This window comes from Micromonospora sp. PRAS1, assembly GCF_059553435.1.
In genome coordinates, this window is the sequence record NZ_JCANNB010000007.1 from 23,977 (window position 1) to 48,637 (window position 24,661).

19 protein-coding genes and 1 riboswitch are annotated in these 24,661 nt (G+C 71.0%); of the genes, 9 read left to right on the forward strand and 10 right to left on the reverse strand.

The window, feature by feature from the left end; genetic code table 11:
• Positions 1-16 precede the first annotated feature (16 nt).
• The 4 genes from AC507J_RS08785 to AC507J_RS08800 all read right to left on the reverse strand — a co-directional run bounded on the left by AC507J_RS08785 (position 17) and on the right by AC507J_RS08800 (position 5,639).
• Positions 17-2,551, reverse strand: coding sequence for a glycosyltransferase family 4 protein (locus tag AC507J_RS08785; protein WP_496288574.1), 2,535 nt, complete (start codon positions 2,549-2,551; stop codon positions 17-19).
• 112 nt (positions 2,552-2,663) lie between these two features.
• The gene (locus AC507J_RS08790; protein ID WP_496288575.1) at positions 2,664-3,704 is read right to left on the reverse strand and encodes a Gfo/Idh/MocA family protein; all 1,041 of its coding nucleotides are present in this window, start codon (positions 3,702-3,704) and stop codon (positions 2,664-2,666) included.
• Complete coding sequence (locus AC507J_RS08795; protein WP_496288576.1) at positions 3,701-4,810, reverse strand: DegT/DnrJ/EryC1/StrS family aminotransferase; 1,110 nt, start codon at positions 4,808-4,810, stop codon at positions 3,701-3,703. Before AC507J_RS08795 ends, AC507J_RS08790 begins: the two co-directional genes overlap by 4 nt.
• 199 nt (positions 4,811-5,009) lie before the next feature.
• Positions 5,010-5,639, reverse strand: coding sequence for a TetR/AcrR family transcriptional regulator (locus AC507J_RS08800; RefSeq protein ID WP_496288577.1), 630 nt, complete (start codon positions 5,637-5,639; stop codon positions 5,010-5,012).
• Positions 5,640-5,795: 156 nt separating this feature from the next.
• On the opposite strand from AC507J_RS08800, the gene AC507J_RS08805 reads away from it, so the two are divergent.
• The 5 genes from AC507J_RS08805 to AC507J_RS08825 all read left to right on the forward strand — a co-directional run bounded on the left by AC507J_RS08805 (position 5,796) and on the right by AC507J_RS08825 (position 11,474).
• Positions 5,796-6,692, forward strand: a complete 897-nt coding sequence (locus tag AC507J_RS08805) for an ABC transporter permease (RefSeq protein ID WP_496288578.1) — start codon at positions 5,796-5,798, stop codon at positions 6,690-6,692.
• A 10-nt stretch (positions 6,693-6,702) separates the two neighbouring features.
• Positions 6,703-7,503 (forward strand): ABC transporter ATP-binding protein, encoded by an 801-nt coding sequence (locus AC507J_RS08810; RefSeq protein WP_496288771.1) that lies wholly within the window; start codon positions 6,703-6,705, stop codon positions 7,501-7,503.
• A gap of 162 nt (positions 7,504-7,665) precedes the next feature.
• The gene (locus tag AC507J_RS08815) at positions 7,666-9,174 is read left to right on the forward strand and encodes a D-ribitol-5-phosphate cytidylyltransferase (protein WP_496288579.1); all 1,509 of its coding nucleotides are present in this window, start codon (positions 7,666-7,668) and stop codon (positions 9,172-9,174) included.
• A 34-nt stretch (positions 9,175-9,208) separates the two neighbouring features.
• Positions 9,209-10,906 (forward strand): CDP-glycerol glycerophosphotransferase family protein, encoded by a 1,698-nt coding sequence (locus AC507J_RS08820; RefSeq protein WP_496288580.1) that lies wholly within the window; start codon positions 9,209-9,211, stop codon positions 10,904-10,906.
• A 55-nt stretch (positions 10,907-10,961) separates the two neighbouring features.
• Positions 10,962-11,474, forward strand: a complete 513-nt coding sequence (locus AC507J_RS08825) for a hypothetical protein (RefSeq protein ID WP_496288581.1) — start codon at positions 10,962-10,964, stop codon at positions 11,472-11,474.
• Here the strand turns inward: AC507J_RS08825 and AC507J_RS08830 are convergent.
• Positions 11,462-12,487 (reverse strand): hypothetical protein, encoded by a 1,026-nt coding sequence (locus AC507J_RS08830; RefSeq protein WP_496288582.1) that lies wholly within the window; start codon positions 12,485-12,487, stop codon positions 11,462-11,464. The two genes, AC507J_RS08825 and AC507J_RS08830, sit on opposite strands and share 13 nt — an antisense overlap.
• A gap of 119 nt (positions 12,488-12,606) precedes the next feature.
• Between AC507J_RS08830 and AC507J_RS08835 the strand changes: the two genes are divergently transcribed.
• Positions 12,607-13,254 carry a TetR/AcrR family transcriptional regulator gene (locus AC507J_RS08835; protein WP_496288583.1) on the forward strand — a complete coding sequence of 216 codons (648 nt, stop codon included), beginning with the start codon at positions 12,607-12,609 and terminating at the stop codon, positions 13,252-13,254.
• Positions 13,255-13,321: 67 nt separating this feature from the next.
• On the opposite strand, the gene AC507J_RS08840 is transcribed toward AC507J_RS08835, so the two are convergent.
• The 3 genes from AC507J_RS08840 to AC507J_RS08850 all read right to left on the reverse strand — a co-directional run bounded on the left by AC507J_RS08840 (position 13,322) and on the right by AC507J_RS08850 (position 16,816).
• Positions 13,322-14,182 (reverse strand): C39 family peptidase, encoded by an 861-nt coding sequence (locus tag AC507J_RS08840; protein WP_496288584.1) that lies wholly within the window; start codon positions 14,180-14,182, stop codon positions 13,322-13,324.
• Positions 14,183-14,408: 226 nt separating this feature from the next.
• Positions 14,409-14,551, reverse strand: a riboswitch (cyclic di-AMP (ydaO/yuaA leader).
• 342 nt (positions 14,552-14,893) lie between these two features.
• On the reverse strand, positions 14,894-15,679 hold the full coding sequence (locus AC507J_RS08845; RefSeq protein ID WP_496288585.1) for a hypothetical protein: 786 nt from the start codon (positions 15,677-15,679) through the stop codon (positions 14,894-14,896).
• A gap of 12 nt (positions 15,680-15,691) precedes the next feature.
• Positions 15,692-16,816 (reverse strand): acyltransferase family protein, encoded by a 1,125-nt coding sequence (locus tag AC507J_RS08850; RefSeq protein ID WP_496288586.1) that lies wholly within the window; start codon positions 16,814-16,816, stop codon positions 15,692-15,694.
• A gap of 258 nt (positions 16,817-17,074) precedes the next feature.
• Here AC507J_RS08850 and AC507J_RS08855 point away from each other — a divergent pair, with 258 nt between their 5' ends.
• The 3 genes from AC507J_RS08855 (at position 17,075) to AC507J_RS08865 (ending at position 19,847) form a co-directional block, all read left to right on the forward strand.
• The gene (locus AC507J_RS08855; RefSeq protein WP_496288587.1) at positions 17,075-17,710 is read left to right on the forward strand and encodes an alpha-ketoglutarate-dependent dioxygenase AlkB; all 636 of its coding nucleotides are present in this window, start codon (positions 17,075-17,077) and stop codon (positions 17,708-17,710) included.
• 82 nt (positions 17,711-17,792) lie between these two features.
• A complete protein-coding gene (locus AC507J_RS08860) occupies positions 17,793-19,136 on the forward strand; it encodes a uracil-xanthine permease family protein (protein WP_496288588.1) in 1,344 nt (447 codons plus the stop codon).
• A 480-nt stretch (positions 19,137-19,616) separates the two neighbouring features.
• Positions 19,617-19,847 (forward strand): hypothetical protein, encoded by a 231-nt coding sequence (locus AC507J_RS08865; protein ID WP_496288589.1) that lies wholly within the window; start codon positions 19,617-19,619, stop codon positions 19,845-19,847.
• A 175-nt stretch (positions 19,848-20,022) separates the two neighbouring features.
• Here AC507J_RS08865 and AC507J_RS08870 read toward each other — a convergent pair whose 3' ends face one another.
• A complete protein-coding gene (locus tag AC507J_RS08870) occupies positions 20,023-22,506 on the reverse strand; it encodes a DNA gyrase/topoisomerase IV subunit A (protein WP_496288590.1) in 2,484 nt (827 codons plus the stop codon).
• Between the two features lie 31 nt (positions 22,507-22,537).
• Positions 22,538-24,595, reverse strand: a complete 2,058-nt coding sequence (locus tag AC507J_RS08875) for a DNA gyrase/topoisomerase IV subunit B (RefSeq protein ID WP_496288591.1) — start codon at positions 24,593-24,595, stop codon at positions 22,538-22,540.
• Positions 24,596-24,661: the final 66 nt, after the last annotated feature.

Consider the following 24,661-nt stretch of genomic DNA (forward strand, 5'->3'; position numbering starts at 1 on the left):
TGCCGGGTGGGGCAGGTCAGCTCTTGAGGAACGGGGCGAGCTGACTGGCCGTCCAGGTGCCGTCGTGGTACCTCCGGGCGTACTCGGCGGAGGCCAGTGCGATCTTGACGGTCGCCTCCCGGTCGTCGAGCAGCGATTCCAGCACCTCGCCCAGGTTGCTCGGGTTCGCGTTGACAATGGGCAGGTCCTCGCCGACGGTCGTGATGACCTGATCGGACAGGTACGCCACCACCGGCTTGCCGGCGGCCATCGCCTCCACCGAGAAGGTGCCGAAGCTGCCGCTGGTGAACTGGTCCAGCACGATGTCGCAGCTCTGGACGAGGCTGCGCATCTCGGACCACGTGACGCCCTCGGCAAGGCGCAGCTCGATGACGCCCCGGTCGTGCAGCGCCTGCACGATCGGCAGGATCCGGTCGGTGCCCTTGGTCCACCGCTTGGAGGGCGCGTGCAGCACCAGCGGGCGGCTCCGCTCCATCACCGGCCGGTCACACGCCCAGGCATCGACATCCACCACGAGCGGCGCCCAGGTGGCCCAGGGCAGGTCCACCAACAGGTCCGGCGTGGTCACGAAGGCCGGTAGACCGGATTCCTCGGCCACCCGCCGGTTGCGTTCCGCCTTCTCCCGCAGCTTGTCCACGAAGCCTTCCGGCGCGTCCGCGAAGAGCGAGAAGCGGTGCCGCTCCAGGTGCCGGTCGGGGTGGCGGATCTCGCTGCCGTGCGCCAGCAGCGCCACCTTGATGCCGGCCCGCAGCAACGCCGGCAGGTCGCCCCCGATGTTGTCGCCGTTGAGGTGCCCGAACAGCGGCAGGAAGGCGTCCGCCAGCACGTGCGTGTAGGAGCTGAGCACCCGCTTGACCTGCTCAAGCTGGTAGTCGAGTTCCCGCTGCCGGGACGCGTCGAGGTAGATGTCCGCCGGGTAGTTGAAGGATGCCGGCGGCTTGTTCATCACCACCTCGATCGACACGTCCGGGTTGTCGCGGCTGATCGCCTTGGCGAACCCCGCGGCCTGTCCGGCGTAGTTCGCCGGGCCGATGCCGAGCCGGACCGGGGTGTCGGAGAGTGGCTTCCAGTCCGGCAGCTCCCGCCGTGCGACGGCCTGGCCGGTCACCACCCCCGCCGGACGCTCCTGCACCGACCACGGGACGTCCGTGCGGGGGGTGGCCGGCGCGAGACCGGAGATGTCCCGGTAGAGCTGGAGCAGCTTGCTGCTCTGCCGCTCCCAGGAGAGGTCGTCCAGGATGGGCTCGCCGATGTTCGCGCTCAGCTCCTGCCGGCGGGCGGTGGCCCGGCTGACCGCGGCCACGAAGCTGGCCACGTCACCGGAGGTGAACACCTCGCCGATGTCGTGCTGCCTGACGTACGCGCTGACCACCCGCACGTCGCTGGTGACCAGGGGCAGCCCCGCGTGCACGTACTCGGAGACCTTGGTCGGCAGGGAGAGTTCGCAGTTCGGCGTCCGCTGGAACGGGATCAGTCCCAGGTCGGCCGAGCTGAGGTAGTCGGCCACCTCGTACGGCGGCACATAGGGCAGCAGGTGCACCCGGTCGCGTACGCCGAGCGTCTCCGCCTTGGTCAGCAGCTCCTCCAGCAGCGCGGTCTGTCGCCCGGTGACCAGAGCCAGGTGGTGCTCGGGCAACTCGGGAAGGCCGCCGATGACCGTGTCCAGGCCCCGCTCCGGGCCGATCCAGCCGGCGTAGACCATCAGCGGCACGCCCTCGGCGAGGCCGGCACGGGCCCGAACGGACGCCTCGACGTTGCCGCTGCGGATGCCCTCCCGAACCGGGGAGTTGCCGACCACGAGCGGAGTCGTCGGCAGCTTGTAGTTGGTGCGGAGCAGGTCGGCGATCTGGTCGGAGACCGTGACCACCGCGTCGGCCCGGCCGATGAACTCCTCCTCGGCGGCCTTGACGCCGCTGGCCTGCTGCGGCTTGGGCCACTCCACGCCCTGGACGTACTCGTGGGCGTCGTAGAGCCAGACACACTTCTTGCCGCGAGCGAGCAGCCGCGCCGCGCTCATCGCCGCGGTGGGGATGGTGTTGATGTCGTTGGCGTGGATGACGTCCGGCTCCAACTCCTCGAGCACCGGCCCGAAGGCCAGGTCGATGTCGAGCAGGAGCGGCCAGTCGGTCCGCCAGTCACCGGTGGGCGGGCCCGGCTTGCTGCCGTGGAACTGCTCCCAGCCCCAGGCCCTGACCCGCAGCTCGTGCAGGGCCTCGTGTGCCTTGATCCAGGCTCTCGGCGGCGGGTTGTCCTTGCCGGTCTGCATGCGCAGCCACGCCTGGTGCCGGGCCCGGTAGCGGTTCAGCGCCGACTTGTCGGGGATCCGGAACTGGGTCAGCGCCCGGCGTACCCGATGCCGGTCAGCGTGCGAACGGGACAGCACCGTCGACACGGGCACCCGGATCACCTCGATCGGGCCCATCGTCGAACGCTCGAGTTCCTTGCCCTTCTTCGTCGAGCTGCGGCCCATCAGGATGACGTCCCAGCCGTCGCGAGCGGCGGCGATCGCGGTCTTCTGGACCCGGGAGTCGCCGGTAATGCCGTTCGTCACGAGGACTACCAGTCTCGGCGGGCGGGAGTGCGATGGCATACGCGGTCCTTCGTGATGGGGTGCGGGTCGGGAAGGTGCACGGCCGTGGCAGAGGCGAGCCGCGGCTACCCGGTCAGTGGGTCGGGACGTTCTCGGCCGGAGCAGCGTGCGGTACCTCGAAGGTGATCGTGCTGCCGTCGGAGGCCGAGCGCAGCACCATCCCGGCCACCTCGACAGTACGCAGGCCCTGTCGCAGGGTGACGATATCGCTTTCCTTGCCCTCCACGGCGTCCCGGAAGCGCTCATGTTCGACAAGTAGCGGTTCCCGCTTGGGAATGGCGTAGCGGATCATGTCGCCCTCGGCCACGCCGCGGAAGGCCCGCAACGCCTCCCACTCGGTGCCGACGGCGCCGTTGGCGTAGAAGGTCAGGTCGGCGGTGAGCGTGTCGGCGACGAAGCAGCCGCGGTCACCGGTGATCACAGTGGACCGCTCCTTGAGCGGGCTGAGCCAGTTGACCAGGTGGTTGACCATGGTGCCGCCGGAGAGCACACCGACGGCCGCCACCATGTCCTCGTGCAGCCGGCCGCTGCGGGAGACCGTCCGGGCCGACACCGAGGCGTACTCCTGGCCGGTCACCCAGCTGGTCAGGTCGATGTCGTGAGTGGCCAGGTCCATCACCACGCCGACGTCGGCGATCCGGTGCGGGAACGGGCCCTGCCTCCGGGTCACCACCTGGTAGACCTCGCCCAGCTCGCCCGCCTCCAGGCGGGTCCGCAGGTTCTGAAGGGCGGGGTTGTACCGCTCGATGTGGCCGACCCCGGCCACCAGCCCGCGGCTCTCGAACGCCTCGACGAGTCGGGTGGCCGCCTCGACGGACTGCGCGAGCGGCTTCTCGATAAGCGCCGACACCCCGTGGGCGGCGAGTTCCAGCCCGACCTGCTCGTGCAGCGCGGTCGGGCAGGCGACCACGGCGTAGTCGATGTCCAGCGCCAGCAGCTCGCTCAGGTCGGGCAGGACCGGTGCCCGGAGCAGGCCGGTGGTGTCACCGATCGGGTCGACGATCCCGACCAGCTCGACACCGTCCAGACCGGAGAGCACCCGGGCGTGGTTGCGACCCATCGCGCCCAGGCCGATCAGGCCGGCGCGCAGCTTGCCACCCTGTCGCGCGCTCATCGGGCACCACCGGCCAGGTTGGCGGCCTCGGCGATCCGCTCGAGGTCGGCGGGGCTGAGCGAGGGGTGCACCGGCAGCGAGATCACTTCGGCGGCGGCCCGCTCGGTCTCCGGCAGCTCCCACGGGCCGGGCTGGCCCTCCTTGTCCAGGTACGGCTTGAGCCGGTGGATCGGGGTCGGGTAGTAGACCGCGTTGCCGATGCCCAGCTCGGTGAGGCGCGCCTGGGCCGCGTCCCGGTTGCCCCGGACCCGGACGGTGTACTGGTGGTACACGTGCCGGGCGGCGTCGGCGACCGGCGGGGTGACCATGCCGGTGATCTTCGAGTCGAGGTACTTGGCGTTGGCCCGGCGCTGCTCGGTCCACTCGGCGAGCTGGGTGAGCTGCACACGGCCGATCGCCGCGGCGACGTCGGTCATCCGCATGTTGGCCCCGACGATCTCGTTGGCGTACCGCTGCTCCATGCCCTGGTTGCGCAGCAGCCGCAGGGTGCGGGCGAGCCCGGCGTCCGCGGTGCTGATCATGCCGCCCTCCAGGGAGTGCATGTTCTTGGTCGGGTAGAAGCTGAAGCAACCGGCGGTGCCGAACGCGCCGACCGGGGTGCCGTGCAGGCTGGCGCCGTGCGCCTGGGCGGCGTCCTCGACGACGGCCAGGCCGTGCCGCTGCGCCACCGCCATGATCTGGTCCATCGCGGCCGGGTGGCCGTACAGGTGCACCGGCATGATGGCGACGGTCCGCGGGGTGACCGCGGCGGCGACCGCCTCCGGGTCGACGCAGAAGCTGGCCGGCTCGATGTCCACGAAGATCGGCTCGGCACCGACCAGCCGCACCGCGTTGGCGCTGGCGGCGAAGGAGAACGACGGCACGATGACCTCGTCACCCGGGCCGAAGCCGAGCGCCAGCAGGGTCAACTGGAGGGCGGAGGTGCCGGAGTTCACGGCGACGCAGTGTCGCCCGGCGACCAGCTCGCCGAACTCCTCCTCGAACGCCGCCACCTCGGGCCCCTGCACGACCTTGCCGCTACGCAGCACCCGCACAGCCGCTTCGATCTCGGCTTCGCCGATGATCGGCCGGGCTGGCGGTATGAAGTCCGGGTGCTGCCCAGCCATAAAGATCCTCCTGTGTCGCAAGACTGTTTCGTAGGGTGTCGGGGTGCGATACTAGTCGGTTGGAAGCGGAAGACGAGACCGGCGCTCATGTGCGTTGGTCGGGATTTCACCGCCAGTTCGGCACCCGGTCGCCCGGGCAACTCGCGGTCGCTCCGAGGCTCGGCCGTCCGGGCAGCTCAGGGCCGGTGGTCCGGCCGACTCAAGCTTGTGGCTCGTCGCCCGGGTCGGCACAGGCCACCCGGAGAGCGGCTACCGCGGCGTCCGCCATCCGGGCGAGTTCGGTCGGCTCCAGCGGCACCCGGGCGATGGCCAGCCGCCAGTAGACCGGCCCGACGATCAGGTCGGCGGCGACCCGTGGGTCGGCACCGGCGGGCAGTTCTCCCCGCTCGACCGCCCGACCGATCACGATCTTGCCGATCCGGTCCTGATAGTCGTTCAACGCACCTTGCAGCGTGCCGGCGATCTGCGGGTTGCGTGCCGCCTCGGCAAGCAGGTCGGGGATGATCTGCGAGGCCAGCGGGTGACCCAACGCCCCGGTCACGACGAGCAGCAGCAGCCGCACGTCGCCGTCGAGGGTCCCGGTGTCCAGCAGTGGCAGCTTGCGGCGCGCGACGGCCGAGACCACGTCCAGCACCAGTTCGAGCTTGGATCGCCAACGGCGATAGACGGCGGTCTTGCTCACCCCGGCCCGACGCGCCACCGCCTCGATCGAGAGGCGGCCGTAACCTACTTCCGCCAGTTCCTTGGTGACCGCGCGGCGGATCGCCGTGGTGATCTCGTCACGGAGCACCGCGGCACCGGCCGGCGCCCGCCTCTTGTCGGTCTTCACGTGCGACAATGTACCGCAACGACGCTACGGTTGCGTCCCGACGTGTTTCGGACTACTGTCCACGCAGCGACGGGGGCGGCGCTCCACGCACGGGCCACGCTAGATTCCACGTCGCGAACTTCCCGCCCGGCTCGATAGATCGGAGCGCCCTTCCCCATGGCCAACGCGCTGGCCGACCCCGAATCCGGCCTCACCCCGGCCCAGCTGGCCGCCCGGCACGGGCTGCGGGTAGCTGGCGAGCGACCCTCGCTCAGCCGTTACGCCCGCCAGCTCTGGCAGTACCGGCACTTCATCAACGCGTACGCCAGCGCCAAGCTGAGCGCTTCGTTCAGCAACGCTCGGCTCGGGCAGCTCTGGCAGGTGCTCACCCCGCTGACCAACGCGGCGGTCTACTACCTGATCTTCGGTCTGGTCCTCGAACAGAGCCGGGGCGTGGACAACTTCCTCGCCTACCTCACCACCGGCGTGTTCATCTTCAACTTCACCCAGACCAGCGTGCAGAACGGCACCAAGGCGATCAGCGGCCAGCTCGGCCTGATCCGGGCGCTGCACTTCCCCCGGGCCTGCCTGCCGCTGGCCATCACCACCACCCAGCTCCAGCAGCTGCTCGGCTCGATCCTGGTCCTGCTCGTGATCGTGCTGGCCACCGGAGAGCCGATCACCCTGATGTGGCTGATGCTGGTGCCGGCCGTCCTGCTCCAGGCGATCTTCACCGCCGGGCTGACCATGACGGTGGCGCGGCTGGGCTCCAAGGCCACCGACCTGAAGCAGGTAATGCCCTTCATCCTGCGGGCCTGGATGTACGGCTCCGGCGTGCTCTACAGCGTCGAGCTGTTCGCCCGGAACCTGCCCGAGTGGGCCACCACGGTGCTCCAGTTCAACCCCCTGCTGGTCTACATCGAGCTGGCCCGGGTCTCGCTGCTGGAGAGCACCCCATTGCTCAACGAATCCCTGCCGCAGGCCTGGCTGATCGCGCTCGGTTGGGCGCTGGTCATGGGCATCGGTGGCTTCCTCTACTTCTGGCGCGGCGAACAGGAGTACGGCCGTGGTTGATCAGGTCGCGATGTCCAATGATGTGACGGTGACCCTGCCCCGGATCCAGGAGCGGATCCCCACCGTCGTGGTGGACGACGCGCACGTCGTCTACCGGGTGCACCGGCGGCGCGGCGGCAGCACCAGTGGGGCGACCGCCTTCAAGCGGCTGCTTACCCGTGCCTCCGCGCCGAACGTCCGGCAGGTGCACGCGGTGCGCGGGGTCAGCTTCACCGCGTACCGGGGTGAGGCGATCGGGTTGATCGGCACCAACGGCTCCGGCAAGTCGACCCTGTTGCGGGCCATCGCCGGGCTGCTGCCGGTGGAGCGCGGCGCGGTCTACACGCAGGGCCAACCCTCGCTGCTCGGGGTGAACGCCGCACTCCTGAACGACCTGCCCGGCGAGCGCAACGTCACGCTCGGCTGCCTGGCCATGGGCATGCACCCGGTGGAGGTGCAGCGCAAGCTGCCGGAGATCATCGAGTTCTCCGGCATCAACCAGCGCGGCGACTTCGCCTCGCTGCCGATGCGTACCTACTCCTCCGGCATGTCGGCCCGGCTGCGGTTCTCCATCGCCGCGGCCAAGCAGCACGACGTGCTGCTGATCGACGAGGCCCTCGCCACCGGCGACAAGAAGTTCCGCAAGCGCAGCGAGAAGCGGGTCCGGGAGCTACGGGAGAGCGCCGGCACCGTTTTCCTGGTGAGCCACCAGCTCTCCTCGGTGCGGGACACGTGCGAACGGACAATCTGGCTGGAGTCGGGCGAAATCCGGATGGACGGCCCGACCGATGAGGTAATTCGCGCCTACGAAGCATTCACCAACGGCAAGTAGTGCCGGTCGCGGCCACCCGGGCCGCGACCGGAGGCCGCCCGCGCCGCGTCGCCCTCGTGGGGGCGACGCGGTCCGCGCGTTACTGTTCATCCCGTCGCCACCTCGGCGCACCCTTCCTGGCACCATCACCGCGAGCGATATCCCCGAGAGCGAGGACCGGCAATGACGCAGGACCTGACCACCGAACCGGGCACCCGGCGGGAGAACCCGGCGCCGTGGCGACCCTCCCGGACGGTGGCCGTGGTGCTGGCCGGCGGCACCGGCACCCGACTGGGCCTCGGCATTCCCAAGCAGCTCCTGAAGATCGCCGGTAAGCCGATCATCGAGCACACGCTTGCCGTCTTCGAGGCCACGCCGGAGATCGACGAGATCATCGTGCTGATGGCCAGCGGCCACGTCGGCGAGGCGCGACGGATCGTCGACAAGGCCGGCTTCCGCAAGGTCACCAAGGTCATCGAGGGCGGTGACACCCGCAACGCCACCACCCGCATCGCCCTCGACGCGGTCGGCGAGGCGGACTGCAACATCCTCTTCCACGACGCGGTACGACCGCTGCTCAGCGGCCGGATCGTGCGGGAGTGCGTGAACGCCCTCTGGACCTACTCGGCGGTCGACGTGGCCATCCCGTCGGCCGACACGATCATCCAGGTCGACGAGAACGAGTGCATCACCGACATCCCGGTCCGGGCCACGCTGCGCCGGGGCCAGACCCCGCAGGCCTTCCGCTCGGGGACCATCCGGGAGGCGTACCGCCGGGCCGAGGGCGACCCGAACTTCGCCGCCACCGACGACTGCGGTGTGGTGCTGCGCTACCTGCCCGAGACCCCGATCAAGGTGATCGACGGCTCGGACGAGAACATCAAGGTCACCCACCCCGTCGACGTACACCTGGCCGACAAACTGTTCCAGCTGGCCGCCGCCAAGGTGCCCCGGCTGGCCGATACGCGTGCCTACAGCGAGGAGGTCGCCGGCCGGACGATCGTCGTCTTCGGCGGCAGCTACGGCATCGGCCACGACCTGACCGAGCTGGCCCGCCGGCACGGCGCCCAGGTCTTCCCGTTCAGCCGCTCCAGCACCGGCACGCACGTGGAGCGGCCCGAGGACGTCGAGGCGGCGCTGAAGAGCGCCTTCGAGGCCACCGGCCGCATCGACCACGTGGTGGTCACCGCCGGCATCCTGGAGAAGGGCGCGCTGGCCGAGATGGACCAGGACACCATCGACCGGGTGCTCCAGGTCAACTTCGTCGGCCCGGTGACCGTCGCCCGGCAGGCCCTGCCGTACCTCCAGCACACCAAGGGCCAACTGCTGCTCTACACCTCCAGCTCGTACACCCGGGGCCGGGCCGACTATGCGCTCTACTCGGCGACCAAGGCGGCTCTGGTGAACCTCACCCAGGCGCTGTCGGACGAGTGGGCGGAGCAGGGCGTCCGGGTGAACATCATCAACCCGGAGCGGACCGCCACCCCGATGCGGACCAAGGCGTTCGGCGAGGAGCCCGAGCACACCCTGCTCGCCGCCGAGACCGTTGCCCAGGCCTCGCTGGACGTACTGATCTCGGACCTCACCGGCCAGGTGATCGACGTCCGCCGGCCGCCCGGCGAGGCCGCGCCGCTCGCCGTGCCGGCGCCCGCCCAGGCCGACCGGCCGATCGACACCGCACCCGTCGGCTGACCGGCCGGCAACGTAGCGCGAAGGCGACACCGAGATGCGTGGTGACCTGGTCACGAAGTTGGCCGCCCGGGGCCTGGCCACCGGCGGGGCGGTGCTGGCGTTCGGCGTGGTCGCGCTCACCGACGCGACCGCCTGGGGGCTCGGCCTGGCGGTCGCCGCGCTCGCGGCCACCGTCTGGGAGCGCCGGGTCCGTCCCGGTGCCGACAGCGTCGCGGAGACCACGCTGATCGCGGCCGGGGTCCTGGTCGGCTACGCCCGGCAGCTCGACTCCGGTTTCGATCCGGCCCTGGCCGCCGCCGCCCTGGTGCTGCTGGGGCTGCTGTTGTTGGCCGGCCCGCTGCGGGACGCCGGCAACCTGGAGATCCGCGCCGCCAACCTGCCGGTACGCACCTGGGTACCGCAGGTCGCCGCCGGTCTCGGCGACGTCCTGGCCGGCCTGCTCGCGGTCCTGGCGCTGGCCGCCCTGGCGGCGCTGCCCGCGGTACTCGCGCTGGTGGCGGTGCTGCTGGTGGGTGCCGTCGCCGGCGCGGTCGCGCTCGACCTGGCCCGGCGGCGGTTCCGGCCGGCCACCGGTGGCTCGCCGGTCACCCGGGCGCTGCGCCGGCACCAGCCGGAGTTCGTGCTGCACTTCTCCGCACCGCCCGGCTCGGAGTACCAGGTCACCATGTGGCTGCCGTACCTGGCGCGGATCGGCCGGCCGTTCGTGGTGATGGTGCGCGAGCCGGAGTCGCTGGCCGCGATCGCGGCGGCCACCACCGCCCCGGTGCTCTACTGCCCCACCCTGCGCAGCATGGACGAGGTGCTGGTGCCCAGCCTGCGGGTGGCGTTCTATGTCAACCACGGCGCGAAGAACAGCCACTGCCTGCGCTTCACCCAGCTCACCCACGTCCAGCTGCACCACGGCGACAGCGACAAGGCGTCCAGCGCCAACCCGGTGTCGGGGATCTTCGACCGGATCTTCGTGGCCGGCGAGGCGGCCATCGACCGGTACGCCCGGGCCGGGGTGGAGATCCCGGCGGAGAAGTTCGTCGTGGTCGGCCGTCCGCAGGTCGAGACGATCGAGGTACGCACCGAGCCGGCCACCGGCCTGCCGAACCCGACGGTGCTCTACACCCCCACCTGGACCGGGCACCACGCCGACGCCGACTACTGCTCGCTGCCGATGGCCGAGCCGCTGCTGCGGCGGCTGCTCGACCGGGGCGCCACGGTGATCCTGCGGGCGCACCCCTACACCACGCAGAATCCGGGCTCGGCCCGCTACCTGGCGCGGCTGCACGACCTGCTCGCCGCCGACCGGTCCCGCACCGGCCGGCAGCACCTGTTCGGTGCCGCGGCCAGCCGGCTGCCCCTGGCCGAGTCGGTGAACCGCGCCGACGCCCTGGTCTCCGACGTCTCCGGGGTGGTCTCCGACTGGCTCTACTCGGGCAAGCCGTACGCGGTCACCGACACGGGCGCGGACGGCGACCGGTTCACCGAGCGGTTCCCGCTGGCCGCCTCCGGCTACGTGCTGCGTCGGGACCTGACGAACCTGGACGAGGTGCTGACCGGGCTGCTCGACACCGACCCGCTGGCGACGGCCCGCTGGACGACCCGCCGCCGCTACCTCGGTGACTTCCCCGTCGAGTCGTACGCCGAGGCGTTCCTGACCGCCGCCCGGCGCGAGCTGGACCCGGCCTGGGCCCCGCCCACGCCGCGCGCCGCCAGCACCGCCCCGCTATCCCCCACCACCTGAGGCCGGTTGTCGGGCGCGTCCCCGCCGCCGCCCAATCCACTTTAGACTCGCGGGCATGTCGCAACCCACGCCCGACCCGCCGCCGGCCCGAAAGCTGGTGTGGGCCCCCGACGAGGTTCGCGTCAACCTCGAACAGCAGGTCCAACCGGAGATCAGCCTGGGTCAGCGGGTGGCGCGGGCCGGGATTCTGGCGTTCCTCTTCACCGGGCTGCCGGCCTTCGTGGTGTTCGCCGCCACCACCGCCGTCGCACCAGCGGTGACCGACGGGGCCGGCATCGGGACCACCGCCCGCTGGGCGGTGCAGGTCGCCGGCCTGATCGCGATCGCGGCGATGGTCACGTCCCGGCCGCCGGAGGTCGCCGAGCCGGACGCGCCGCAGTCGACTCGACGGACCACGCTGCGGCTGGTGCGGCACGCACTGGTCACCGGCGGCTGCGCGGCGCTGATCCTGGCGGTGGAGGGGCTCGCCGTGGGCCAGGTCGCCGTGCTGGTGCTGCTGCTCGTCGGCGTACTGCATCTGCTGCCGCTGACGGCGGCCCGGCTGCTGGCCCGCCGTCAGGCGCGGTAGCGGTCGGCGACCGCGGCGAAGGCGGCCTTGGGCTCCCAGGGCAGCCCGGGATAGGTGTCGCCGTCCCGGCCGTCGAGGACCTTGACGATCCCGAGGCTGGCCAGGTCAAGGTCGTCGGCGGGGTCGCCGTCGGGGCGGTGCGGCAGGCTGTAGAGCGCGAACAGGTGCACGAAGGCGCTGTCCACGCCCTCGCTGTCGAAGATCTCAAGCAGCTCACTCAGGTAGGCCGCCTGGCCGGCCTCGTCGCGCTCGTACCGCCCGTTGAGTCGCACCGGTTCGCCGGTGACCGCGTCGTATTCGATGATCTCCATGCTGCGCGGCGCGACGTCGCCCGCACCGCGCCAGGTCGCGGTGCCGAAGCCGGTGACGGCGACGGGTCTGGGCTGGGCGACGAGTTCGCGTACGCCGTCCCGGAACCGGTCGGCGACCTCGGCGGAGCGGATGAGTTCGAGGGTGACGAAGTCGAACAGCTCCCAGTCCACGCCCTCGAACGGGATGGCGGCGTAGGTGACCTTTCCGTGGAAGCGGTCGCGGATCGCCGCCACGGCGGTACGGAGGAACCGGTCGAGCCGGGAGCGGACCTCGGCGATCCGTTCGGCTCGGCCCGCCGGGTCGGCGAAGAGGTTGCCGAGGCGGTCGTCGATCCGGTCGCCGTCGACGAAACCCCGGTTCATGAGGCTCAGCTCGACGCCGGCGACCAGGACCACCTCGGCCCCGGTCCCGCGCAGCCGCTCGGCCCGCTCGGCGCAGTCGAGGAGAAGCGCGAGGGTCTCGTCGACCGACAGGTCCAGCGGGTACGGCGAGAACCAGACCTCCAGGCCGAGTTCGGCGGCGATCCGGGCGGCCAGTTCCAGGCGCTCAGGGTCGCCACCGACGAGCTGCACGGCGGTGCAGTGCAGGTCGTCGCGGATGATGGTCAGCTCTCGCCGGACCAGTTCCGGGTCGAAGCGCGGCACGGAGGTGCGGCCGTCCCGGACGAAGCCGGTGTCGTAGGTCATGCCCTTGGCTCGCATGGGCTGTCGGTCCTTCTCCCTCGGGGACGCCACCGAAGTGGGGGCTCGTCATGACGCTAGGCACAGTTCTGCGCGCACGCAAGTTTGCGGCCACGCAGAGATTGTGCGATGGTGAACGGGTGACAGCAGGCCGCCCCTCCTTGCGGGAACGGAAGAAGCAGGCGACCAGAGCGGCGCTCCGGACAGCGGCGCTGCGGCTGGCCCTGGAACGTGGGCCCGACAACGTCCGCGTCGACGACATCGCCGAGGCCGCAGGGGTGTCGCCGAGGACGTACAACAACTACTTCGCAAGCCGCGAGCAGGCGATCGTCGCGGCGGTCACCGCAGAGCGCACGGCACAGGTCGCGGCGGCCGTCATCTCCCGACCCGCCGAGATCGGCCTCGCCGACACCGTGCTCGACGCCGTCGTCGGGCAGTACGCCGACCAGGGCGACCAGCCCGGCGCGACGCTGCTGATGATCACGACCAGCCCCGCCCTGCGCGCCTGCTACGTCGACACGGCCAGCACGATCGAAGGCCCGCTCGCCGACGCCATCATCGAGCGCCGCCCGGGCATCGACCGCCTGACCGCCCGGGTGCTCGCGGCCGGTGTCGGCGCAGCCGCCAAGGTCGCACTCGGGCAGTGGTTGGAGTCGGCGAACGTGGCACCGTCGATGCCCGGTTTCGTCGTACCGTCCGGGTCGCTGCCCGACCTCGTCCGGGCCGCGTTGACGCCGCTCGTGCCGGCGCTCGACGCGGCCGACGCGGCAGGCGGGGCCGGACGGTAGGGCGTACGACGACAGGGCGCCGGCCCCCCAGCGGGGAACCGGCGCCCGGTCAGGTCGGTCAGGTCGGTCAGGCCGAGTAGCCGCGAGTGGCCGCCCAGTTGGCCAGGTCGATGGTGCTCATCCAGTACGAGTAGTAGGACGCGTCGGCCGAGTCGGCGATCTTCACCATCCGGCCCTCGTCCTCGTAGCCCACCACGGCGATGTAGTGCCCGCCGGGGAAGGAGTGCCAGCGGCCGTCGGTGTCGGTGGCGCTGCCGGCCACGTTCACCACGACGCTGCGCCCGTCGGTGACCGCGGCCACGACGTCGGCCTGGAGCTGGTCCATCTGAGCCGGGGTGGCCGAACCACCACGGATCCACCTGGTCTGGTAGGGGCTGCCCTTGAGCACGGCGTTGAGTACCCGGGTGGTGTCCTCGGCCGAGTTGGTGCCGGCGAAGGTGGTGCCGAGCTGGCTGGCCAGGGTGTCCTGGTCGCGTTCGACGCCGGCGGCGCTGAGCGCGTTACGCACGGCGGCCGGGCCGCAGTAGTAACCGTTGATCTGGGCCTGGTAGTCGTAGTCCAGGACCTTCTTAGCCGGCGGCTTCGGTGCGGCCTTCTTACTTGTCACGTCCGGGTCCGGCGCGGCCGAGCTGGCCTTCGGCGAGGGCGACGGCGAGGCGGCGACACTTGCCGCAGCCGATTCGCTCGGCACGGACGACGGGCTCTGCGCCACCCGGGCGTCGCTGCGGGAGACCGCCGCGTCGCCGCGCAACTCGGCGACGGTGGTGGTCTGGGCGGTGACCGGGGCGTCCCCGGTGCCGGCGAGCGCGGCACCCGCGCCGGTCGCCAGGACGAGCGCCGCCGCCGATCCGGCGACGATCTGGTACGGACGCTCCGTCGCCAGGCGGCGGAGCTGACGCTTGACGGTGTGCTTCACGGAATCCTCCACGAGGGCTGGGGCGGACGCCGTACCGGCACCGGCGGTCGGGTCGGCAGGGGACACCGACGACCACGCGGACGCGGACGGGCCGTTCGAGGGATCCGCCCGGGAACACCGGGCGGTGGCGGTGGGTCCGGTATTCAGCTCGCTGTCGGCGAGCCGGCGAACGCGGACACCGCGATGCCGTGGAGGCGTGGGAACAACTGGGGGATCGGTACGTGCTGCACGCGGATGGAACTCCTTCCGACGCCGCCGACCGGGTTAGCTGACGGATTCGGGCGGGAAGATCGCCCTACCGCGGGCCGAGGCTCGCGGATTCACCCCAGGTAATGCGGTGGGTCCCCGGTTCGTGAGATCACGATTGAGCGGGTCGATGCGGCGTCGCCTTTTGCGATCGGTAACCGCACCGGACGGGGCGACATTACTGGTCGGTCAAACCGCGCGCCAACCCCTCATTCCCTGCACAAACATGATCCAGCTCGATTATTTTCGGGTATTCGGCGACTGGCGTCGCTCAATGGGATTCGGGGAATCGAGTACGCCGAAAGGCGACAACCGGACCGAGTGCACAAAATGTCCCGGAGATTACGTAGCCGATCCACCCCGACGCGCACGGTGACCGTTTCCTGCGGCGGCGTGACCGGGGTCACCCAATCCGGGTCACGGTGACCGGCACCCGAGACGAGGTCCGTCCGACCACCCGAGCGGGCGGTCATCCGATCAGCCCACCCGCGCCGGCCGCCAGCGCCTGATGACCGCCGGGCGACCGAGAGCGGCCCGGCGCCGCGCCGGCAGCCGCTCCGGCCGGAGCCGCTCCGCGGCGGCGTACGCCTCGGCGGCGAGCGTACGGGCCGCCTCGGCAGCGAGTCCGGCCACCCGCCACGCCTCGCGCTCGCGCGCCTCGGCCGTCCGGTACGCCGCCAGGCGGCTGTCGCGCAGCAGCCGGGCAAGGGCGATCTCCTGCTCGGCCGGGTGCCATCGGGGGTGCCAGCCGGCCCGCCGAGCGAAGACCTCGCTTAACTGCCGGGCCGTCAACTCGCCCCGCCAGTGCGCGAGCATCGCGGCGCGGTGCAGCCACCGTTCCCGGGCGGCGTACTCGGCCGGGCTCCGCACAGCACCCGGCACGGCGAGCGGCACCGTGGCGGCGAGCCGCCGGGCAGCCCGCTCCGCCTCGTCGTACGCGGTCCAGGCACGCCCGAGTTCCTCGTGCGCCACCCGCCAGGCGTCCCGCCACCGCCTGGCGTTGCGCTCGGCACCGGCCGCCGCCACGGCCACCTCACCGGCGTACCTGCTCAGGTCCGCGGTCGTGGCGACGGCGGCATCCTCGGCCGGGGCCACGGCGGGGTCCTCGGCCGGGGCGGGCAGAGCATCCTCGGCCGACCGGGCCCGCTGCGGCCGGGCGACCAGGGCGGTGAGCACTCCGAGCGCGAGCAGCAACAGCACCGACCAGATGGCGACCGCCCGGGGCACCTCGGTCAGGAACTGGTAGAGGACGGACTGCTCCATGATCGGCCGAGCTTACCGTCCGGAGTGGAGAGTCCTGCCGCTCGGGCGCGACGGCGCGAGCCGACGCATCATGGGTTGCTCGACGTACCGGTGCAGCAGCGCGGCCAGAGCCAGGGTGAGCAGCAGGAACCCGATCACCGCGAGCGGCCCCCACCAGCCCGGGAAGCCGGTCCCCCAGTCGCCGGTGAGCCGCAGGATCGTCATGATCACAAACACGTGAACCAGGTAGAAGGCGAAGGAGACCTCACCGAGCCAGACCATCGCTCGGGACCGCAGCGGCGAACGGCTGCCCCGTACGTCGGCGTCGGCCGCCGCCGCGATCAGCACCACGTACGCCGCCGACAGGATCGCCGCCCACATCTCGGCGCGGATCCACTGCGAGGCCAGCACCCAGGTCGCCACGAAGATCAGGCTCGCCACCGGCAGGCGCGGACCGCGCCAGCGACCACGCAGCATGAGTTCGGCGGCGGCCACGCCCATCCAGAACTCCAGCGACCGGACCAGCGGGAACACCTGCGTGAACCACCACCGGTACTGCTCCGGCACCAGCGTCTGCGCCGGCCAGAGCGCCAGGATCAGCAGCGGCACCGCGATCACCACGGCCCACAGCAGCCACGGCCGGGCCCGTCGTACGAACGGCAGCGCCAGCGGCAGGCACAGGTAGAAGAACAACTCGCAGGAGAGCGACCAGCTCACGTTGTTGACGCTGTAGAAGTAGCCGGGACGGGGATCCCAGGCCTGGAGCAGGAACAGGTTCTCTAGCGCGGCCACCGGGTTGATCGGGTCGGCGAACCAGAGCGCGGCAAGCATCGCCACCGCCCACATCAACAGGTGATTCGGGTAGATCTTGGCGAGCCGGCGCCGCCAGAACCGCCTGCGGGAGTCACCGGGTCGAGCCGACCAGACCAGCACGAATCCACTGAGGACGAAGAAGAACTGCACCCCGGAGAGGCCGAGGGTGAAGATCTTGCCGACCACCGCCTGGTGGTCCGGCTCGGCGATGATCCGCATCGTCCCGGCATGGAAACCGAAGACCAGCAGCGCGGCGACCCAGCGCAGCCCGGTCAGCGACGGCAGCCGGCTCGCCGCGCCCCGTCCGGTCGAGGCGGTCGGCCGGTCGATGGTCGTGCTGGTCATCCTGGTACCTCGATCGTCCGCGGCGTCACCAGCACTCTGTCTCCTCCCAACGGCCGGGCGGCCGGATCCGATCAGCCACCAGGGACGGCCCGATCGACGCCGCCCGCCGGGCACCCTACCCGCCCGGGACCGACCCCTCGCTCCCCCATACCGGCCGCCAGCACCACGACGCGGGCCGCCCCGGAACACCCGGAGGAACCCCGGACACGACATCACTCGGTCGCACACATGTACTAACGCCCCTGCTAGGGTGGGCTCATGTCGCAGGCCGCGTACCAGCCGTCGATGCTGGAGGTCACCGAGGCCGCACCCACCCTCGGGCCGCTGCCCGGCCAGTTGCGCCGACATCCACTCGGCGACGGCGCCTGGGTCGACCACCTGCCGGGCTGGGTGCACGGCTCCGACCAGGTGCTAGACGTGTTGCTGCGGGAGGTGCCCTGGCGCGCCGAGCGACGCACCATGTACGACACCGAGGTCGACGTGCCCCGCCTGCTCTGCTGGTACGGCGCCGGCCGGCCGCTGCCGCACCCGGTGCTGGCCGCCGCCCGGCAGACCCTGACCCGGCACTACGCCGACGAGTTGGGCGAGCCCTTCGTCACCGCCGGCATGTGCCTCTACCGCGACGGCCGGGACAGCGTGGCCTGGCACGGCGACACCCAGGGCCGCTCCGCGCACACCGACACCATTGTCGCCATCGTCTCCTTCGGCTCGCCCCGCCAACTCCTGCTGCGCCCGCGCGGCGGCGGTCCCAGCCTGCGCTTCCCGCTGGGCCACGGCGACCTGATCGTCATGGGCGGCTCCTGCCAACGCACCTGGGAACACTCCGTGCCCAAGACCGCCCGCCCGGTCGGACCCCGGGTCAGCGTCCAGTTCCGCCCCGACGGCGTCGCCTGAGGGTAGGGCCCCGGGGGCCCATGCTAGAAACAACGTTCAGGGTCGACCGTGCCCCCGCCACCTCGGATGCGAAGGGCCAACCATGACCCAGTCCCCCACCCCCACGCGCTCCCGCTGGTCCCCCTGGTCGGTGCACGGCGACGGCCGGTCGATCCGCCCCGGCGACGTGGTGCACCCCGACGAACGGCTCTCCTGGCCGCGCACGCTCGGCGTCGGCGTGCAGCACGTGGTGGCGATGTTCGGCGCCACCTTCACCGTGCCGCTGATCACCGGCTTCCCGCCGGCCACCACGCTGTTCTTCTCCGGGCTCGGCACCCTGCTCTTCCTGGTGATCACCGGCAACCGGCTGCCGTCGTACCTCGGCTCGTCGTTCGCCTTCATCGCCCCGGTGCTGGCCGCCAGCTCCGGCGGCGACATCGGCCCGGCGCTCGGCGGCATCGTGGTGGCCGGCGCCGCACTGGCCCTGGTTGGCCTGGTGGTGCAGATCGCCGGGGCCGGCTGGATCAACCGGCTCATGCCGCCCGTGGTCACCGGCGCCATCGTGATGCTGATCGGGCTGAACCTCGCCCCGGTCGCCTGGGACGGCGGCGGCAACGGCGGGGTCAAGGCACAGCCGCTGATCGCGGTACTCACGCTCACCGCGATCCTGCTCTTCACCGTGCTCTTCAAGGGCTTCCTGGCCCGACTCTCCATCCTGCTCGGCGTCCTCGTCGGCTGGCTGGTCGCCGCGACGACCGGCGGGCTGGCCCCGGCCGCGGTCACCGGGCTGCGCGAGGCCGCCTGGGTCGGGCTGCCCGAATTCCACGCCCCCAGCTTCAGCCTGCGCGCCATGGTGCTGATCATCCCGGTGGTCCTGGTGCTGATCGCGGAGAACGCCGGCCACGTCAAGGCGGTCGCCGCGACGACCGGCCGCAACCTGGACCGGGACATGGGCAAGGCGTTCATGGGCGACGGCCTGGCCACCGTACTCGCCGGCTCCGGCGGCGGCTCCGGTACCACCACGTACGCCGAGAACATCGGCGTGATGGCCGCCACCCGGGTCTACTCCACCGCCGCGTACTGGGTGGCCGGGCTGGCCGCGGTGCTGCTCGGGCTCAGCCCCAAGGTCGGCGCGCTGATCCTCACCGTGCCGGCCGGCGTCCTCGGCGGCGCCACCACCGCGCTCTACGGGCTGATCGCCATCCTCGGCGCCCGGATCTGGCTCGACAACCGGGTCGACTTCCACGACCCGGTCAACCTGCTGACCGCCGCCGTCGCGGTGATCATCGGCGCCGCCGACTACACGCTCAGCGCCGGCGACCTCTCCTTCCACGGCATCGCCCTGGGCACCGCCGCCGCCCTGCTGGTCTACCACGGCATGCGCCTGGTGGCCCGCCTACGCGGCACCACCCCGGCGTCCCGTCAGGGCCCCGAACCCGAACTCTGACCATCGGGCCGGTCACCGGGTCAGAACTGGGCGAAGAACCGCCAGACCTCGCCCTTGGTCCAGGTCCTGGCGCCGCTGTCCCCGCCGTCGCGACGAGGGTCGGCCGCCGGCAGATCCACCGGTTCGCCGTCGGCCGTCGCACCCGAGCCGCATGATCAACCCCGGCCGACACTTGTGGATAGACCCATGGCTACAGTAGCCAGCGCCAGGGGTGGGACACGTGCCGGCTGGCCGCTGCTTGTCCGGCCTAAACCACCCAGCGCCTCGCACCACAAAGGAGTATTTGTGGCCCTATCTGCACGAAGAATGGCCTTGTCGATGCCGGCGCTTGCCCTGCTGGCGACCGCCGCGCTGGTGGTCCCGACTGCAACAAAGGCGGAAGCAGCGACCTGTGTACGCTCCTGGAGCGCCTCGGCGGGCGACTCGGTCGGGGGTGGACTCGGATTCGGCTACTCCGGATGGCCGGGGGGAAATGCACGGGTGAAGGCCACGTACAAGATCTCCGGAACGGTCAAGTCGATCCGGGTTCGGATGGCACAGGGAGGCACCAGCACCTCCACCACACTGCTCGGCACCTCGGGCAAGAAGGTCACGAAGGACGTCAACGTGGGCTACCGCCCCCGGGGCAACGGCACGCTGTGGTTCGAACCACGGGGTGACAGCACGAAGACCGGTCGCACCCTCTACTCCTTCTGCCTGTACCGGGCCTGATCTTCCACTCAAGGCGCGCGGCTGCGGAAGCCTTCCGGAAGGCTTCCGCAGCCCCTCCGACCGAGTTCGTCGACTTCAGCGACAGGTTCCGCCGTCGACCGTGCGGCTGTTGCCACGATCCACCGAGCGTAGTGACGACAGCCTCCAGATCAACCGGCCAGTTCGAGGATCAGGGTCAGTCGCGATCGATCTGGTGACCCACCACGGTCGGTCCGAGCATCACCGCGAAGCCGGAGCCGTCGCGGCGCGGATCCGCCGCCGGCAACTCCACCGCCTCGCCGTTCGCCGTCGACCCCACCGGCCGGGGACCGACCCAGCCCACCACCACATCGGTCTCGCCCTTGAGGAACCGCTGCGCGCGCACCCCGGCAGTCGCCCTCCCCTTCGTCGGGTACGCCGCCAGCGGCGTCACCTTCACCGTCGCACCGGTGGAGGTGACCACCATCGGCTCACCGTGCTCCGGATCGTCGGTGCGGACCGCGCCGAAGAAGACCACCTGCGCCCCGGCCGACAGGGCGATGCCGGCCATGCCGCCGCCCTTGAGCCCCTGCGGCCGCACCAACCCGGCCGGAAAGCGCAGCAGCGACGCCGCGCTGGTGAGGAAGGTGAGCGACTCGTTCCCGTCGGTCAGCCAGGTCGCCCCCACCACCTCGTCGCCCTCGCGCAGCCCGATCACCTCGAACTCGTCGGAACGCACCGGCCAGTCCGGGGCGCAGACCTTGACCACGCCCTGCCGGGTACCCAACGCCAGGCCGGGCGAGCCCTCGGCGGCCGAACCCAACGGCGCCAGGCCGACCACGCTCTCCCCCGGCTCCAACGGCACCAACTCGGCGGCGGACATCCCACCGCGCAGCGACACCGTGCCGACCTGCTCCGGCAGCACCGGCAGCGGCAGCACATCCACCTTGAACGCCCGCCCGGCGCTGGTCACCAGCAGCACCCGCCCCCGGGCGGTGGAGTGCACCACGGCGCGTACCGCATCGTGCTTGACCCGGCCGTGCCGGCGGCGCCCCTCGGCGGCCTCCTCCGACTCCGCGGCGGTACGGGCGACCAGCCCGGTCGCCGACAGGATCACCTGGCACGGATCATCGGCCACCTCCAGCGGACCGGCCGGAACCGACGCGGCCAGCACCTCCTTCAGGTCGCCGTCGACCAGGGTGGTGCGCCGAGGCGCGTTGAACTGCTTGACCACCGCCGCCAACTCGTCGGAAACGAGCTTCTTCAGCACCTTCTCGTCGTCCAGGATGGTGGACAACTCGGCGATCTCCGCACGCAGCTTCTCCTGCTCGGCCTCCAACTCCAGCCGGTCGTACTTGGTCAGCCGGCGCAGCGGCGTGTCCAGGATGTACGCCGCCTGGATCTCGGAGAGCTTGAACCGCCGCATCAGGCCGTCCTTGGCGTCCTGGGCGTCCTCGCTGGCCCGGATCAGCTTGACCACCTTGTCGATGTCGAGCAGGGCGACAAGCAACCCGTCGACCAGGTGCAGCCGCTCCTCCCGCTTGCGCCGGCGGTACGCACTGCGGCGGGTCACCACCTCGTAGCGGTGCGACAGGAAGACCTCCAGCAGCGCCTTCAGCCCGAGGGTGCGCGGCTGCCCGTCGACAAGCACCAGGTTGTTCACGCCGAACGACTGCTCCAACGGGGTGAGCCGGTACAGGTCGGCCAGCAGCGCCTGCGGGTTGACCCCGACCTTGCACTCGATGACCAGGCGGGTGCCGCTCTCCCGGTCGGTGAGGTCCTTGACGTCCGCGATCCCGGTCAGCCGCTTGGTCTTGGTGACCTCGTTGGTGATCGCCGCGATGACCTTCTCCGCACCGACGCCGTACGGCAACTCGACCACGGTGATCGCCTGCCGGCCCCGGCTGCCCTCCAACGGGCCGATCTCCACCTTGCCGCGCATCCGCACCACACCCCGGCCGGTCTCGTACGCCCGGCGCACCTCGTCCAGACCGAGCAGCAGGCCGCCGGTGGGCAGATCCGGACCGGGCACGAACTCCATCAGCTTGTCGAGGCTGGCATCCGGGTGCCGGATCAGCCAGCGGGCGGCGGAGACGACCTCACCCAGGTTGTGCGGGATCATGTTGGTCGCCATCCCCACCGCGATCCCGGACGTGCCGTTGACAAGCAGGTTCGGGAAGGCGGCCGGCAGCACGGTGGGCTGGGTCAGCGAGCCGTCGTAGTTGGGCTCGACGTCGACCGTCTCCTCGCCCAACTCGCCGACGAGCAGCATCGCCTCCCGCGACATCCGAGCTTCCGTGTAACGCGCCGCAGCCGGTCCATCGTCCGGAGATCCAAAGTTTCCATGCCCGTCGATGAGTGGCACGTTGAGCGAGAAGCCCTGCGCCATCCGGACCATCGCGTCGTAGATCGCGGTGTCACCGTGCGGGTGGTAGCGCCCCATCACGTCGCCGACCACCCGGGCCGACTTGACGTGCGGCCGGTCCGGCCGGAAACCCGCCTCGTGCATCGAGTAGAGGATGCGCCGGTGCACCGGCTTGAGGCCGTCCCGGGCGTCGGGCAGCGCCCGGGAGTGGATCACCGAGAAGGCGTACTCCAGGTAGGAGTCGGAGACCTCGGTGACCAGCGGGTTGTCGAAGACCCGCGCACCGGCCCGGTCGAACGCGGAGTGGTCGACCTTCGTTTCCTTGCGGCGTGCCATTACTGGGCTGTCCTTCCGAAAGAGCCGGTGCTCAGGCGTCGATAGCGTCGCGGTCGACCCGGTCGGCGGAGTCGATCAGCCAGTTGCGGCGCGGCTCGACCTTCTCCCCCATCAGCAGGTCGAGAATCCGCTCGGCGGCTTCGACGTCGTCCAGGGTGATCCGGCGTACCGCGCGGGTGGCCGGGTTCATCGTGGTCTCCCAGAGCTCGTCGGCATCCATCTCACCGAGGCCCTTGAACCGCGGGATCGGGGTGACGATCTGCTTGCCGGACTGCTCCAGCTTGCGGACCGTCGCCTCCATCTCCGCCTGCGTGTAGGTGTAGACGGTCTGCGGGTTGCGCCCCTTCGTGGTGATCTTGTGCAGGGGCGGCATCGCGGCGTAGAGCCGACCGCCCTCGATCAACGGCCGCATGTAGCGGGCGAAGAGGGTGATCAGCAGCGTCCGGATGTGCGCGCCGTCGACATCGGCGTCGGCCATGATGAGTACGCGGCCGTAACGCATCGCCGACAGGTCGAAGGTACGCCCGGAGCCGGCACCGAGCACCTGCACGATCGCCGCGCACTCGGCATTGTCCAGCACCTGCTGGAGGCTCGCCTTCTGCACGTTGAGGATCTTGCCGCGAATCGGCAGCAACGCCTGAAATTCGGCAGAACGGGCAAGTCGACCCGTTCCGAGGGCGCTGTCGCCTTCCACGATGAACAATTCACTTCTATCAATGCCTGATGAGCGGCAGTCGACCAGTTTGGCCGGCATGGCCGCGCCCTCCAGGGCGGTCTTGCGGCGGGCGGCGTCCTTCTGCTGTTTCTGGGTGAGCCGGACCCGCGCCGCGTCGACGATCTTCTGGAGGACGGTCCGCGCCTCGGTCTTGGTCTTCCGGTCCTCCAGCCAGGACTTGACGTGCCGCTCGACCAGGCCCTGCACCACCTTGGTGACGCCTGCGGTGGAGAGCTCGTCCTTGGTCTGCGACGTGAACTGCGGCTCGGGCACCCGGACGTGCACCACCGCGGTCATGCCCTCCAGGACGTCGTCCAGGGTGGGTGCGTCCTCCTTGGCCTTGAGCAGGCCACGGGTGTTGCGTACGGCGTCGGCGAGGGTACGCGCCAGGGCCCGCTCGAAGCCCTTGCGGTGGGTACCGCCGTGCGCGTTGCGGATGGTGTTGGTGAAGCACTCGACGGTGCGCTCGTAGCCGGTGCCCCAGCGGAAGGCGATCTCGATCTCGGCCCGGCGCTGCACGTTGGACTGCATGACGCCGTTGGCGTCGGCGGCGTTCTCCCGGTACGTCCCCTCGCCGGTGACCAGCAGGGTGCCGGAGACGGGACGGTCGCCGGCCGGGGCGAGGAACTCCACCATCTCGGTGAGCCCGTCGGGGTAGTGGAAGACCTCTTCGGTGGGCTGCTCGGCCGTGCGGTCGTGCAGGGTGTAGCTGACCCCGGGCACCAGGAAGGCGGTGTGCCGCAGCTTGGCGCGTACGGCGTCGTGGTCCAGGGTGGCGCCGGTCTCGAAGTAGCGGGGGTCGTGCCAGTAACGGATCGAGGTGCCGGTGCGCTGGCCGCGCTTTGTCGCGCCGATGACCTGGAGCCCGGGGCCGGGGGTGAACGGCGCGTCCGGCCCGTCGCCGTCGAAGATGCCCGGTACGCCGTGCCGGAAGGACATGGCGTGCACCTTGCCGCCGCGCCGGACGGTGACGTCGAACCGGCGGGAGAGCGCGTTGACCGCCGAGGCGCCGACGCCGTGCAGGCCGCCGGAGGTCTTGTAGCCGGAGCCGCCGAACTTGCCGCCGGCGTGCAGGCGGGTGAGCACCAGCTCGACACCGGAGATGCCGGAGCGGGCGTGCACGTCGGTGGGGATGCCCCGCCCGTCGTCGTCGACCTGCACCGAGCCGTCGGCGTGCAGGATCACCGCGATTTTCGTGGCGTGGCCGGCGACTCCCTCGTCGGTGGAGTTGTCGAGGATCTCGTTGACGAGGTGGCCCACGCCACGGCTGTCGGTGGAGCCGATGTACATGCCGGGCCGTTTGCGGACGGCGTCCAGCCCTTCGAGGTGCGTGAGGTCGTCGGCTCCGTACAGGGTCTCAGGCTCTGCGGTCAACTGGTCGTACTCCCGGGTCTCGGCGATGTGCTGCCCCGCACCGTCGGCGGTCGGCCCAGCGTGGGC

What these genes read in the sequence shown, in the direction of transcription:
- AC507J_RS08845 (WP_496288585.1), bottom strand. Translation starts at nt 15,679, where the DNA reads ATGGAGCAGTCCGTCCTCTACCAGTTCCTGACCGAGGTGCCCCGGGCG.
- AC507J_RS08820 (WP_496288580.1), top strand. Translation starts at nt 9,209, where the DNA reads ATGCGTGGTGACCTGGTCACGAAGTTGGCCGCCCGGGGCCTGGCCACC.
- AC507J_RS08830 (WP_496288582.1), bottom strand. Translation starts at nt 12,487, where the DNA reads ATGCGAGCCAAGGGCATGACCTACGACACCGGCTTCGTCCGGGACGGC.
- AC507J_RS08810 (WP_496288771.1), top strand. Translation starts at nt 6,703, where the DNA reads ATGTCCAATGATGTGACGGTGACCCTGCCCCGGATCCAGGAGCGGATC.
- AC507J_RS08870 (WP_496288590.1), bottom strand. Translation starts at nt 22,506, where the DNA reads ATGGCACGCCGCAAGGAAACGAAGGTCGACCACTCCGCGTTCGACCGG.
- AC507J_RS08825 (WP_496288581.1), top strand. Translation starts at nt 10,962, where the DNA reads ATGTCGCAACCCACGCCCGACCCGCCGCCGGCCCGAAAGCTGGTGTGG.
- AC507J_RS08860 (WP_496288588.1), top strand. Translation starts at nt 17,793, where the DNA reads ATGACCCAGTCCCCCACCCCCACGCGCTCCCGCTGGTCCCCCTGGTCG.
- AC507J_RS08815 (WP_496288579.1), top strand. Translation starts at nt 7,666, where the DNA reads ATGACGCAGGACCTGACCACCGAACCGGGCACCCGGCGGGAGAACCCG.
- AC507J_RS08795 (WP_496288576.1), bottom strand. Translation starts at nt 4,810, where the DNA reads ATGGCTGGGCAGCACCCGGACTTCATACCGCCAGCCCGGCCGATCATC.
- AC507J_RS08805 (WP_496288578.1), top strand. Translation starts at nt 5,796, where the DNA reads ATGGCCAACGCGCTGGCCGACCCCGAATCCGGCCTCACCCCGGCCCAG.
- AC507J_RS08850 (WP_496288586.1), bottom strand. Translation starts at nt 16,816, where the DNA reads ATGACCAGCACGACCATCGACCGGCCGACCGCCTCGACCGGACGGGGC.
- AC507J_RS08790 (WP_496288575.1), bottom strand. Translation starts at nt 3,704, where the DNA reads ATGAGCGCGCGACAGGGTGGCAAGCTGCGCGCCGGCCTGATCGGCCTG.
- AC507J_RS08855 (WP_496288587.1), top strand. Translation starts at nt 17,075, where the DNA reads ATGTCGCAGGCCGCGTACCAGCCGTCGATGCTGGAGGTCACCGAGGCC.